General features: G+C 70.9%; 11 protein-coding genes and 2 pseudogenes. All 13 read left to right on the top strand.

Annotated features, from left to right (window positions below; all coding sequences use genetic code 11):
• Window positions 1-14 precede the first annotated feature (14 nt).
• Window positions 15-563 carry an endonuclease V gene (locus AB0M20_RS08510; protein ID WP_364295883.1) on the top strand — a complete coding sequence of 183 codons (549 nt, stop codon included), beginning with the start codon at window positions 15-17 and terminating at the stop codon, window positions 561-563.
• Between the two features lie 72 nt (window positions 564-635).
• Window positions 636-2,015: a phosphomannomutase/phosphoglucomutase gene (locus AB0M20_RS08505; protein WP_364295877.1), complete on the top strand. Its 1,380-nt coding sequence runs from the start codon at window positions 636-638 to the stop codon at window positions 2,013-2,015.
• Between the two features lie 45 nt (window positions 2,016-2,060).
• Window positions 2,061-2,219: pseudogene (locus AB0M20_RS08500) on the top strand (Trm112 family protein); the annotation flags it as partial.
• 140 nt (window positions 2,220-2,359) lie between these two features.
• Window positions 2,360-3,577, top strand: coding sequence for an SIS domain-containing protein (locus AB0M20_RS08495; protein ID WP_364295881.1), 1,218 nt, complete (start codon window positions 2,360-2,362; stop codon window positions 3,575-3,577).
• Entirely contained in the window at window positions 3,574-4,551 is a 978-nt protein-coding gene (locus AB0M20_RS08490; protein ID WP_364295874.1) for a cation diffusion facilitator family transporter, read from the top strand. Before AB0M20_RS08495 ends, AB0M20_RS08490 begins: the two co-directional genes overlap by 4 nt.
• A 23-nt stretch (window positions 4,552-4,574) precedes the next feature.
• On the top strand, window positions 4,575-5,726 hold the full coding sequence (manA, locus tag AB0M20_RS08485; RefSeq protein ID WP_364295879.1) for a mannose-6-phosphate isomerase, class I: 1,152 nt from the start codon (window positions 4,575-4,577) through the stop codon (window positions 5,724-5,726).
• A 401-nt stretch (window positions 5,727-6,127) separates the two neighbouring features.
• Window positions 6,128-7,576, top strand: coding sequence for an adenosylhomocysteinase (ahcY, locus tag AB0M20_RS08480; protein WP_364295871.1), 1,449 nt, complete (start codon window positions 6,128-6,130; stop codon window positions 7,574-7,576).
• Between the two features lie 171 nt (window positions 7,577-7,747).
• Complete coding sequence (locus tag AB0M20_RS08475; RefSeq protein ID WP_364295868.1) at window positions 7,748-8,590, top strand: helix-turn-helix transcriptional regulator; 843 nt, start codon at window positions 7,748-7,750, stop codon at window positions 8,588-8,590.
• Between the two features lie 63 nt (window positions 8,591-8,653).
• Window positions 8,654-8,848, top strand: a complete 195-nt coding sequence (locus AB0M20_RS08470; protein ID WP_364295865.1) for a DUF397 domain-containing protein — start codon at window positions 8,654-8,656, stop codon at window positions 8,846-8,848.
• Between the two features lie 138 nt (window positions 8,849-8,986).
• Window positions 8,987-9,820 carry an iron uptake transporter permease EfeU gene (gene efeU / locus AB0M20_RS08465; RefSeq protein WP_364295862.1) on the top strand — a complete coding sequence of 278 codons (834 nt, stop codon included), beginning with the start codon at window positions 8,987-8,989 and terminating at the stop codon, window positions 9,818-9,820.
• Between the two features lie 7 nt (window positions 9,821-9,827).
• Complete coding sequence (gene efeO, locus AB0M20_RS08460) at window positions 9,828-10,958, top strand: iron uptake system protein EfeO (protein ID WP_364295859.1); 1,131 nt, start codon at window positions 9,828-9,830, stop codon at window positions 10,956-10,958.
• A complete protein-coding gene (gene efeB / locus AB0M20_RS08455; RefSeq protein WP_364295856.1) occupies window positions 10,955-12,223 on the top strand; it encodes an iron uptake transporter deferrochelatase/peroxidase subunit in 1,269 nt (422 codons plus the stop codon). The genes efeO and efeB overlap by 4 nt, the downstream gene beginning before the upstream one ends.
• 50 nt (window positions 12,224-12,273) lie before the next feature.
• Window positions 12,274-12,499 (top strand): annotated as a pseudogene (locus tag AB0M20_RS08450) (DNA-binding response regulator); the annotation flags it as partial.

Below are 12,499 nucleotides of genomic sequence, written 5' to 3'. Positions count from 1 at the left end.
CGGCCGACCCGGCGCTGTTCGCCGGGGTCGACGTCTCGTACGCCGGCGACCGGCTCGCCGCGGCGGTGGTCGTGCTGGACGCCGCCCTGGGCGTCGTCGACCGGGTCGTCGTCAAGGGCAGGCCGGCCTTCGGGTACGTGCCGGGCCTGTTCGCCTTCCGCGAGCTGCCGGCCGTGCTGGAGGCGTTCGAACGGCTCACCGTGCGGCCCGACGTGGTGGTCTGCGACGGGCAGGGCCGGGCGCACCCGCGCCGCTTCGGCCTGGCCTGCCACCTGGGCGTCCTGCTCGACCTGCCGTCGTTCGGCGTCGGCAAGACCCGCCTGGTGGGCGTCGCCGCCGACCCGACTCCCGCCAGGGGCTCGGCGTCGCCGCTGGTGGATCGCGGCGAGGTGGTGGGCGCCCTGCTGCGCACCCGCGACGGCGTCAAACCGGTGTACGTGTCCGCCGGGCACCGGATGGATCTCGACACCGCCTGCGCGCTGACCCTGCGGCTGACGCCCTCCTTCCGGCTGCCGGAGACCACTCGAATCGCCGACCGGCTGTCTCGCGACGCACTGCTGTGACCCAATGCGGGCCTTTCGGTACCCCTGCTCCGTTAGTCTCGCGGCAGGACAACCAGGGCTGAGGAGCGAGCATTGTCTGATCTGTCGCAGATCATCAAGGCGTACGACGTGCGTGGCATCGTTCCCGACCAGTTCGACGAGTCGGTGGCCCGGGCGATCGGCACGGCCTTCGTCGAGATGCTGCGGGAGTCGGGGGACGACGCCGACCGCATCGTGCTCGCCCACGACATGCGCGCCACCGGCCCGGCCCTGGCTGCCGCCTTCGCCCGTGGGGTCAACGCGGCCGGCTCGGCGGTGGTGCACACCGGCCTCGGCTCGACCGACCAGCTCTACTACGCGTCCGGCGCGCTCGGGCTGCCCGGCGCGATGTTCACGGCCAGCCACAACCCGGCGCAGTACAACGGCATCAAGATGTGCCGGGCCGGCGCCCGGGCGATCGGGCAGGACAGCGGCCTGTTCGTGGTCCGCCGCCGGGCCGAGGAGCTGCTCGGCGACCTCGACGCGGTGGCCGACGGCCCGGAGCGGGTCGAGCACCGCGACATGCTCGCCGACTACGCAGCGCACCTGCGCAAACTGGTCGACCTGTCGGGCATCCGACCGCTCAAGGTGATCGTGGACGCGGGCAACGGGATGGGCGGTCACACCGTCCCGGCCGTGCTCGGCGACCAGGTCCTGCCCGCCCTGCCGCTGGAGATCGTGCCGCTCTACTTCGAGCTGGACGGCTCGTTCCCCAACCACGAGGCCAACCCGCTCGACCCGGCCAACCTGGTCGACCTCCAGGAGGCGATCCGCGCCCAGGGCGCCGACATCGGCCTGGCCTTCGACGGCGACGCCGACCGCTGCTTCGTGGTCGACGAGAACGGTGACGCGGTGTCGCCCTCCGCGATCACCGCGCTGGTCGCCCGGCGGGAGCTGGCCAAGTTCCCGGGCAGCACGGTGATCCACAACCTGATCACCTCGGCCGCCGTTCCCGAGATCATCGCCGAGAGCGGTGGCCGGCCGCTGCGGAGCCGGGTCGGCCACTCGTTCATCAAGGCCGAGATGGCCCGCACCAACGCGGTGTTCGGCGGCGAGCACTCGGCGCACTACTACTTCCGCGACTTCTGGTTCGCCGACACCGGCATGCTGGCCGCCATGCACGTCCTGGCGGCGCTGGGGGAGCAGGACCGGCCGCTGTCGGAGTTCGCCGCGGAGTACGAGCGGTACTGCGCCTCCGGCGAGATCAACTCCACCGTCGCCGACGCCGCGGCGAAGACCGCGGAGGTCCGCGCGGCGTTCTCGAACGCGACCTTCGACGAGCTGGACGGGCTGACCGCCACGCTGCCCGACGGCGCCTGGTTCAACCTGCGCGCGTCCAACACCGAGCCCCTGCTGCGGCTCAATGTTGAGGCGGCCAAGCCGGATCGAATGGCGTCCCTGCGTGACGAGGTGCTCGCCATCGTGCGCAGTTAGGATCGCTGTCGAACCTGAAACCGCCACGCACAAGGAGCATGCCCGGTGGCCCTCGATCCGCAGTTGCTGGACATTCTGGCCTGTCCGGACACGCATCACGCCCCCCTGACGCACGACCCGGAGGCGCAGACGCTGACCTGCACCGAGTGCGGCCGCGTCTTCCAGATCCGCGACGACATCCCGGTCCTCCTCCTGGACGAAGCTCTGCTGCTTCCGGCCGCTGAGCCTTCGGCAAGGGCGGAGAACCCGAGCCCCTCCGGGGCTGGGCAGCCGCAGGCCGCTGAGCCGTCGGCGGCGGCGGCGGAGAACCCGGGCCCCGGGGGAGCGTCCTGATGGCGGCTCCGATGGACGGCACGGCCGGGGTGGCCGGCCACCGGCACGTCGACGAGTCGCTGCTCGACGACGAGCAGGCGATGCTCGACAACGACCCGGGCGGCATGCTGCGGGCCACCGCCTCGGCCGGCGCCCAGGTCCGCGAGGCCGCGGCGCTCGCCGCCGAGGCCGACCTGAGCGGGCTGGCCGACGAGGGCCGTCCGCGGGCGGTCGTGGTGGCCGGCATCGGCACCGCCGGGCTGACCGGCAACATCCTGTTCACCGTCGCCGGGCCGCGCTGCCCGGTGCCGATCGTCGGGCACCGCAGCTCGGCGCTGCCCGGCTGGGTCGGCGCCGCCGATGTGGTGATCGCCGTCTCCGGCAGCGGCCGCAGCCCCGAGGCGCTGGCCGCGGCCGACGCCGCCGCCCGCCGCGGCGCCCGCCTGGTCGCGATCGGCAGCCCCGACTCCGAGCTGCAGGCGATGGCCGAGCGGGCCCGCGCGCCGTTCATCCCGGTGCCGCGCCGGGCGCCTGCCCGGGCCAGCCTGTGGGGGCTGACCGTGCCGGTGCTGCTCGCGGCCCGCGGCCTCGGCCTGGTCAAGGTTAACGAGGCCGACCTCGCGGAAACCGCGACCCGGCTGGACACCGATGCCGAGCGGTCCCGGCCCGCGGCCGAGTCGTTCGTGAACCCGGCCAAGTCGCTGGCCCTGGGTCTGGCCGGTTCGGTGCCCGTGATCTGGGGTTCCTCGCCGCTGGCCACGGTCGCCGCCCGCCGGTTCGCCGACACGCTGGCGGCCAACGCCCGGTACCCGGTGATGGCCGGCTCGCTGGGTGAGGCCGGCCGCGGACGCGTCGGCCTGCTGGACGGCGTCTTCGGCGGCCTGGCCGAGTCGTCGCGCGACATCTTCGCCGACCCGGACGACTCCGACGACGAGGCGGCGACGACCCGGCTGCGGCTGGTGATCTTCCGCGACGGCGGCCTCAACCCCGAGGAGGACGCGGACGAGCCGATCGCCGTCGAGGAGCGCCGCGCCGACGCCGTGCAGGTGCTGGCCGAGCGCCGCGGCGTGCGCTGTGACGTGCTGGTCGCCGAGGGCGGCTCGACGCTGGAGCGGCTCGCCTCGCTGGTCGCCGTGCCCGACTTCGCGTCGCTCTATCTGGCGCTCGCGCACGGGCTCGACCCGATGGCGGTGCCGGCCATCGACGAAATGAAGGAACTGAGCAACCCGAAGCCGGAGGGACTGCAGTGAGCGCGGGCGGCGGAACGAGAGCGATCATCGCCGCGCTGGCGGCGAACCTGGGCATCGCGGCCACGAAGTTCATCGCGTGGCTGCTCACCGGCTCGTCGTCGATGCTGGCCGAGTCGATCCACTCGGTCGCCGACTCGGGCAACCAGGGCCTGCTCCTGCTCGGCGGCAAGCGGTCGCAGCGCAAGGCCACCCCGGAACACCCCTTCGGGTACGGCCGGGACCGCTACATCTACGCGTTCATCGTTTCGATCGTGCTGTTCAGCGTCGGCGGCCTGTTCGCGCTGTACGAGGCGTACCACAAGATCCAGCACCCGGAGCCGATCGAAAGCTGGCAGTGGGTGCCCGTCGTCGTGCTGGTGGTCGCGATCGGCCTGGAGACCTACTCGTTCCGCACCGCGATCCACGAGTCCAACCTGGTCCGCGGCGAGATCGGCTGGGTGCGGTTCGTCCGCCGGGCCAAGGCGCCGGAGCTGCCGGTGGTGCTGCTCGAGGACTTGGGCGCCCTGATCGGCCTGGTGTTCGCATTGTTCGGCGTGGTTCTCACGCTGATCACCCACAACGGCCTCTGGGACGGTGTCGGCACCGCGGCGATCGGGCTGCTGCTGGTCAGCATCGCGGTCGTGCTGGCCATCGAGACCAAGAGCCTGCTGCTCGGCGAGGGCGCCACCCCCGAGGACGTCCGCAAGATCGAGCAGGCGTTCCTGGGCGGCGAGGGCGTCGAGCGGATCATCCACATGAAGACGCTGTACCTGGGGCCCGAGGAACTTCTGGTGGCCGCCAAGGTGGCGGTGCCGCGCTCGGCGCGGGCGGAGGAGATCGCGACGCACATCAACGAGGCCGAGGAGCGGATCCGCGCGGCCCTGCCGATCGCGCGGGTGATCTACATCGAGCCGGACATCTACTCGCCGAGCGCCGGGTCACCGCCCGCGGCCGGGGCGCAGACGGTGGACACGGCCCCGCCGGCGCACGCATGAGCGGGCCGGCCGCGCTGCGCGGCGTGCACCGGCTGACCGGTGTCATCCGGCCGTACGCGTGGGGCTCCCGCACGATCATCGCCGAGCTGCAGGGCCGGCCGGCGCCGAGCGACGCCCCCGAGGCGGAGCTGTGGCTGGGCGCCCACCCTGGCGACCCCTCCACGGTCAGTGGCCCGGACGGGCCGATCAGCCTGGCCACGGTGATCGAGGAGGACCCGAAGGCGCAGCTGGGCTCGCCGGCCCTGGACGCCTTCGGGCCGCGGCTGCCGTACCTGATGAAGCTGCTGGCGGCCGAGGCGCCGCTGTCCCTGCAGGCGCACCCGGACGCGGATTACGCACGGCGGGCCTTCGCGGCGCAGGAGGCCGATCCGTCGCTGCCGAGGAACTACACGGACGCGTACCACAAGCCGGAGATGCTGGTCGCGATCACGCCGTTCGAGGCGCTGTGCGGCTTCCGGTCGCCCGACGTGTCGGCGACGGCGCTGGCGGCGCTGGATCTGGCCGAGCTGGCGCCGGTGGTGGCCGCGCTGCGGGCCGGGGTCAGCGGGCTGCACGAAGCGGTGCGGTTGCTGCTGACGTGGCCGGAGCCGGATCGGGCATCGCTGGTCGAGTCGGTGGTGGCGCGGTCCGACTCGGCGTTGGTGCACACGCTGGCCTCGCACTATCCGGGTGACCCCGGAGTGCTGGTGGCGCTGCTGCTCAATCACGTGCGGCTGGCGCCGGGTGAGGCGATCTGGATGCCGGCCGGCAACATGCACGCCTACCTGCGCGGCGCGGGCGTCGAGATCATGGCGGCCAGCGACAACGTGCTGCGGGGCGGGCTGACGCCCAAGCGGGTGGACGTCGACGAGTTGCTGCGGGTGCTGCGCTTCGAGGTGCTGGAGGACCCGATCTTCCCGGCGACCCCGGTCGCGCCCGGCGTCACCACCTGGCGGGTGCCGGTGGGGGAGTTCGAGCTCTACCGCGTCGAGCTCGGGCCGGGCCGGCCGCCGGTGACGCTGCCGGCGACGGGCCCGCGGATCGCGCTGGGCGTCGAGGGCGACACGTTCGTGGCGGAGCCGCACGGCACGCCGGCGGAGCTGACGCCGGCCACGGCCGCCTATGCGTCGGCGGAGACCGGAGCGCTGACGCTGGCGGGCACGGGCGTCGCGTTTGTGGCAGCCGTCCCATCCTGAGGCTGGCGCATGCCGGACGACCAACGCGCCCAAATCGGGAAATTTCAGGATTTGCTTGACACTGCCCTGTGCGGAGTGTGAATCTATAACCACGCAGCGTCATTGGTGATCGGGGGGTCCCACGGACGCGCGCGGTACCAAACCGGGGGGATGAACGGGGCGGCGGGTCTTTGACCTGTCGTCCCGTTCGCTGTGTGCGTGATCTGCTCGGCGCTCGCGCGCCAGGCGCGTTCACGGCCTCGACCCCCGCGGCGGTCGCGGTGCGCCACGGGAGCCCGGCTCTGCGGTTGTGGCCCGTGTGTTCGTACCCTTGGCATGGTCTTGGATCTTGGATCCCGAGCGACGGCGCGTGGCCACGCGGCAACTAGCATGGAGCGCTGCCAAAATGCTAGGAGTTCGAATTGACCAGCCCGGTGAAAAACGACTTCAAGGTTGCTGACCTCTCGCTGGCCGCGTTCGGCCGCAAGGAGATCCAGCTTGCCGAGCACGAGATGCCCGGCCTGATGTCGCTGCGCGCTGAGTACGGCCCCAGCCAGCCCTTGCGCGGCGCCCGGATCACCGGGTCGCTGCACATGACCATCCAGACCGCGGTGCTGATCGAGACGCTGACCGCGCTCGGCGCCCAGGTCCGGTGGGCCTCATGCAACATCTTCTCCACGCAGGACCACGCCGCCGCGGCGATCGTCGTCGGGCCGGACGGGACGCCGGAGGACCCGCGCGGTGTGCCGGTCTTCGCCTGGAAGGGTGAAACCCTCGAGGAATACTGGTGGTGCACCGAGCGGGTGCTGCTGTGGCCGGACGGCGAGGGTCCCAACATGATCCTCGACGACGGCGGTGACGCCACGCTGCTGGTCCACAAGGGCGCCGAGTTCGAGAAGCTGGGCGCCGTGCCGTCAGCAGACACCGCCGACTCGGAGGAGTATGCGGTGATCCTCGGCGTGCTGGCCAAGAGCCTCGAGGAGGACGACCGGCGCTGGACCCGCGTGGCGGCCGGCATCAAGGGCGTCACCGAGGAGACCACCACCGGCGTGCACCGCCTCTACGAGATGCAGCAGGCCGGCACCCTGCTCTTCCCGGCGATCAACGTCAACGACTCGGTCACCAAGTCCAAGTTCGACAACAAGTACGGCTGCCGGCACTCGCTGATCGACGGCATCAACCGGGCCACCGACGTGCTGATCGGCGGCAAGGTCGCGGTCGTCTTCGGATACGGCGACGTGGGCAAGGGCTGCGCCGAGTCGCTGCGGGGGCAGGGCGCCCGGGTGATCATCACCGAGGTCGACCCGATCTGCGCTCTGCAGGCGGCGATGGACGGTTACCAGGTCGCCACGATCGACGACGTGGTCGAGACGGCGGACATCTTCGTCACCGCGACCGGTTGCTTCGACGTGATCACCCACGAGCACATGGCGCGGATGAAGCACCAGGCGATCGTCGGCAACATCGGGCACTTCGACAACGAGATCGACATGGCCGGCCTCGCTCGCCGCGGCGACGTGACCAGGACGACCATCAAGCCCCAGGTCGACGAGTGGACCTTCGCCGACGGGCACTCGATCATCGTGCTCTCCGAGGGCCGCCTGCTGAACCTGGGCAACGCGACCGGTCACCCGTCGTTCGTGATGAGCAACAGCTTCTCGAACCAGACGATCGCCCAGATCGAGCTGTTCACCAAGACCGAGGAGTACCCGGTCGGCGTCTACGTGCTGCCCAAGCACCTGGACGAGAAGGTGGCGCGGCTGCACCTCGGTGCGCTCGGGGTGAAGCTGACCGAGCTGACCAAGGAGCAGGCCTCGTATCTCGGCGTCGCGGTCGAGGGACCGTACAAGCCGGACCACTACCGGTACTGAGGTCACAAGAAGCCCCGTCCACGCCGCTGGACGGGGCTTCTCATTCACGGCCGGCGGTTGCCGCCACCGGTGGTGCTTTCGCAAACATTAAGCACATGGTCACAGGCTGTTTGCAAGTGCATATCAAGCTATGCAAGTTGCAGTCCGTGAACGGACCGGTACCGTGTTCGCGTGGCACGGCCGACATCCACTGCCCGGCGGGAGTTGGGTGACGAACTGCGCCGCCTGCGGGGGGACCGACGGGGCGCGGCGATCGCACGCGCACTGAACTGGTCGGAGTCGAAGCTCAGCCGGATCGAGACGGCGCGCACCGGGATCAGCGAGGGCGACCTGGAACGCCTGCTCTCGACCTACAACGCGTCCGCCGAGGAACGCAGCCGGTTGCACGACCTGGCACGTCGCGGCCGGGGCCGGGTGTGGTGGACGCCGTACCGGTCGGCGATGCCCGCGCCCTATGACGAGTACCTCGCGCTCGAGGCCGAGGCCGTCGCGATGTCCGAATGGGAGACCCAGATCGTCCCGGGGCTGCTGCAGACCGACGAGTACGCGCGCGCGGTCATCGAGGTCGGCGCCGACGTCGACCCGGACACCGCCCAGCGCCGGCTCGCCCTGCGGATGGCCCGGCAGACCGTGCTGGTCCGCGAGCCGCCACCGCGCCTCACCGTCGTCCTCGACGAGGCCGTCCTGCACCGCGAGGTCGGCGGGCCGCACGTCCTGCAGAGGCAGCTGCAGCGGCTGTACGAGTCGAGCCTGCGCCCCGGCGTCGAGCTGCTGGTCCTGCCGTTCTCGGCCGGCGCCCACGCGGCCCAGTCGGAGTCGTTCATGATCCTCGACTTCGCCGCCGACACCCGCGCGCCGATCGTCCACAGCGAGGGGCTCACCGGCGGCTTCTTCCACCTCAAGGGCGAGGTCGTCGACGTCTTCCGCGAGGCCTTCAACGACGTGCGGCGACGGGCCCTGACCGCGGAGGCGAGCCGAGAGCTTGTCACCCGGAAGAGTGGCATCTACCGCTGACCCGGATCCATCAATTCCCCTGCCTCGTTGGGCAGGGCGAAGAGATCTCTGGGGAGGGACACCTTGTCTGACAACAAGTTGGTATGGCGCAAGAGCAGTCGCTCCGGCGCGGCCGGCCACTGCGTGGAGGTCGCCGAGACACCGGCGGTCGTCCACGTCCGTGACAGCAAGGACGCCGACGGGCCGCAGCTGCGGTTCGGGGCGGCCGAGTGGACCGCCTTCGTCGAAGGCGTCCGGAGCGGCGAATTCGACCGCTGACAGACCTTCGGAAAACTGGAGCGGTTCCGGACTACCGGGACCGCTCCGCCGTTTGCGACACAGTGGCTTGACGTGACGGCCGGGGCGGTGTCTAAGGTATGGCGAACCTTACTTAGCCATGCCTAACGCGGAGATCCCATGCTCGCCACCTACCTCATCGGTCTGCGTGAGGGTCTAGAAGCCACCCTGGTGGTGAGCATCCTCATCGCGTTCCTGGTCAAGTCCGACCGGAAGGACCGCCTCCCCCAGGTGTGGGCGGGGGTCGGTCTGGCCGTGGTGCTGTCCGTCTTCTTCGGCTGGCTGCTCAGCTACACCTCCACGACGCTGCTGCAGAAGTACGAGCACCGCGAGCTCTTCGAGGCGATCACCTCGATCCTGGCCGTCTGCTTCGTCACCTGGATGATCTTCTGGATGCGCAAGGCGGCCCGCTCGATCGCCGGTGACCTGCGCAGCAGGCTGACCGATGCGCTGGCCGTCGGCTCGATCGCGGTGGCCGTGATGGCCTTCCTCGCCGTGGTGCGCGAGGGCCTGGAGACGTCACTGATCTTCTACTCCGCCGTGCAGGGCGCCGCGGCCGACGGCGGTCCGCTCTGGGCGTTGCTCGGCGGCATCGCGAGCGCGGTCGCGATCGGCTACCTGATGTACGCGACCGCGGTCCGCATCAACCTCACCGTCTTCTTCACCGTCACCGGCGCCCTGCTGATCCTGGTCGCCGCGGGGATTCTCAAGTACGGCGTGCACGACCTCCAGGAGGCCGACGTGCTGCCGGGGCTGAACAACCTCGCGTACGACATCAGCGGCGTGCTCGACCCCGGCGCCTGGTACACCGCGCTGCTCACCGGCATGTTCAACATCACCCCGACGGCGTCGGTGCTCGAGGTGGCCGCCTGGATCGCGTACGGCCTGCCGGTCCTGATCCTCTTTCTCCTCCCGTCCCTCACGAGAATTCCGGCGCCCGCGCCGCAGAAATAGGAGAGTCATGCGACGCATAGTTCTGGTTGCCGCCGCCGGCACGCTGGCCCTCGCCGGCTGCAGCGGCACCGGTGACGACGGCTCGACCGCCGCCGCGGCGGGTGGTCCGATCAAGGTGCAGGCGAGCGACAGCTCCTGCGAGGTCGCTCGGGCCGAGAGCGACGCCGGGACCAGCGTCTTCAACGTCACCAACAAGGGTCAGAAGGTCACCGAGTTCTATGTGTACGCGCCGGGGGACCGGGTGATGGGCGAGGTGGAGAACATCGCTCCCGGCCTCTCCCGCGAGCTGCACGTGGAGCTGCCCGCCGGCTCGTACGAGACGGCCTGCAAGCCCGGCATGATCGGCAAGGGCATCCGGGCCGCGTTCACCGTCTCCGGCTCGTCCGCGCCGCTGACCGACGACGCCGCCCTGGCCGCGGCGACCGACAGCTACTCGCGATACGTGAAGAGCCAGACCGACGCGCTGCTGGTCAAGACCGAGGAGTTCGTCACCGCCGTCAAGGCGAACAAGGTGAACGAGGCCAAGGCGCTGTTCCCGATCGCGCGCACCTACTGGGAACGGATCGAGCCGGTGGCCGAGATCTTCGGCGACCTCGACCCGAAGATCGACGGCCGCGAGGAGGTCGTCGAGGAGGGCATGGCGTTCACCGGCTTCCACCGGATCGAGAAGGACCTGTGGGCGGCGAAGCCGGACGTCAGCAAGGACGGGGCGATCGCCGACCAGCTGCTCACCGACGTCAAGGAGATCGTGTCGAAGGCGCAGGCCGAGAAGCTCTCCCCGCTGCAGCTCGCGAACGGCGCGAAGGGCCTGCTGGACGAGGTCGCCACCGGCAAGATCACCGGTGAGGAGGACCGCTACTCGCACACCGACCTTTGGGACTTCAACGCCAACGTCGAGGGATCGAAGGCGGCCATCGCGTCGCTGCGGCCGGTGCTCGAGGAGCGGGACGCCGCCCTGGTCAAGACGCTCGACACCGAGTTCGCCAACGTGGACGCCGCACTGGCGAAACACCGCGCCGGCGACGGCTGGAAGCTGCACAACGAGCTGTCCCAGGCCGACCTCAAGACCCTGTCCGACGCGATCAACGCGCTTGCCGAGCCGGTCAGCAAGGTCGCCGCGGTGGTGTCGCAGAAATGACCGCCAGCCGGGTGTCCCGCCGGCGAGCCATCGCGCTCGCCGGCGTCGGTGTGGCCGGCGCCGCCGGGGCCGCCGGGATCGGTGGCGCGTTCTTCGCGGACGCCGCCGTGACGCCGGCGGCGACCGACACCGTCCCGTTCGACGGCGCACACCAGGCCGGCATCACCACCGCCGCCCAGGACCGGTTGCACTTCGTCGCGTTCGACGTGATCACCAAGGACCGCGACCGGCTGATCCAGCTGTTGAAGGACTGGACTGCCGCGGCTCGCCGGATGACGCAGGGCCTGGACGCCGGCGAGATCGGCGCGATGAACGGCATCGCCGAGGCGCCTCCGGACGACACCGGCGAGGCGACCGGCCTGCCCGCCTCCGGGCTGACGATCACGGTCGGGTTCGGCCCGTCGCTGTTCCGCGATGCCGATGGCCGGGACCGCTTCGGGCTGGCCGCCCGGCAGCCGGCCGCGCTGGCGAAACTGCCGAGGTTCCCCGGTGACGCGCTGGAGCCGGCCATCTCCGACGGCGACATCGGCGTGCAGGCGTGCGCGAACGACCCGCAGGTGGCGGTGCACGCGATCCGCAACCTGGCCCGGATCGGCATGGGCGTGGTCAGCGTGCGGTGGTCGCAGCTCGGGTTCGGGCGCACGTCGTCGACCTCGACGCAGCAGGCCACGCCGCGCAACCTGTTCGGCTTCAAGGACGGCACCGAGAACGTCAAGGCCGAGGAGGCCGACCTGCTGCGCGAGCACGTCTGGGTGCAGCCGGGGGACGGGCCGGAGTGGATGGCCGGTGGCTCGTACATGGTGACCCGCAAGGTCCGGATGCTGATCGAGACGTGGGACCGGTCGCCGCTGGCCGAGCAGGAGATGATCGTCGGCCGGCACAAGGGCAGCGGCGCGCCGATCGGGCAGGCCGGCGAGTTCGATCCGATCGACCTCAACGCCAAGCGTGACGACGGCGAGCCGCTGATCGCCGAGACGGCGCACGTCCGGCTGGCCCACCACTCGACCAACAACGGCGCCCGGATGCTGCGCCGGGGCTACAACTTCGTCGACGGCTCGGACGGGCTGGGGCGGCTGAACGCCGGATTGTTCTTCATCGCCTACCAGCGGGATCCGCGCCGGTCGTTCATCCCGGTGCAGCGCAGCCTGGCGCGCAAGGACGAGATGAACGAGTATCTGCGGCACGTCTCCAGCGCCCTGTTCGCCTGCCCGCCGGGCCCGAACGGCGCCGGCGACCACTGGGGCAGCGGGCTTTTCGCCGCATGATCGCCCCCGGGTACCGCGTGGGGTGGGGGGACAGTGCAATATTGGACCGCATGAGAGCCCGGGTACTCGTTGTCGATGACGATCCAGCGCTCGCGGAGATGCTCGGCATCGTCCTGCGCAGCGAGGGATTCCTGCCGTCGTTCGTGGCCGACGGCGGGGGGGCCCGCGCCGCCGGGCCCGGGCGGAGGCCGGGCAAAGGGCAGCGCGACCCGAGAGTGGCCGGCGAGAGGGGGCGAGACGGATCCCCGGCGCTCCCCACCCCCACCGGGCGACCGC

Origin of the sequence: Actinoplanes sp. NPDC051633 (assembly GCF_040681735.1) — a bacterium.
GTDB lineage: Bacteria > Actinomycetota > Actinomycetes > Mycobacteriales > Micromonosporaceae > Actinoplanes.
This window is presented reverse-complemented; position numbering and strand designations above follow the sequence as displayed.

Coding starts and splice junctions, on each gene's coding strand:
- AB0M20_RS08495 (WP_364295881.1), top strand. CDS start 2,360: ATGGACGGCACGGCCGGGGTGGCCGGCCACCGGCACGTCGACGAGTCG.
- efeU (WP_364295862.1), top strand. CDS start 8,987: ATGCTCGCCACCTACCTCATCGGTCTGCGTGAGGGTCTAGAAGCCACC.
- efeO (WP_364295859.1), top strand. CDS start 9,828: ATGCGACGCATAGTTCTGGTTGCCGCCGCCGGCACGCTGGCCCTCGCC.
- efeB (WP_364295856.1), top strand. CDS start 10,955: ATGACCGCCAGCCGGGTGTCCCGCCGGCGAGCCATCGCGCTCGCCGGC.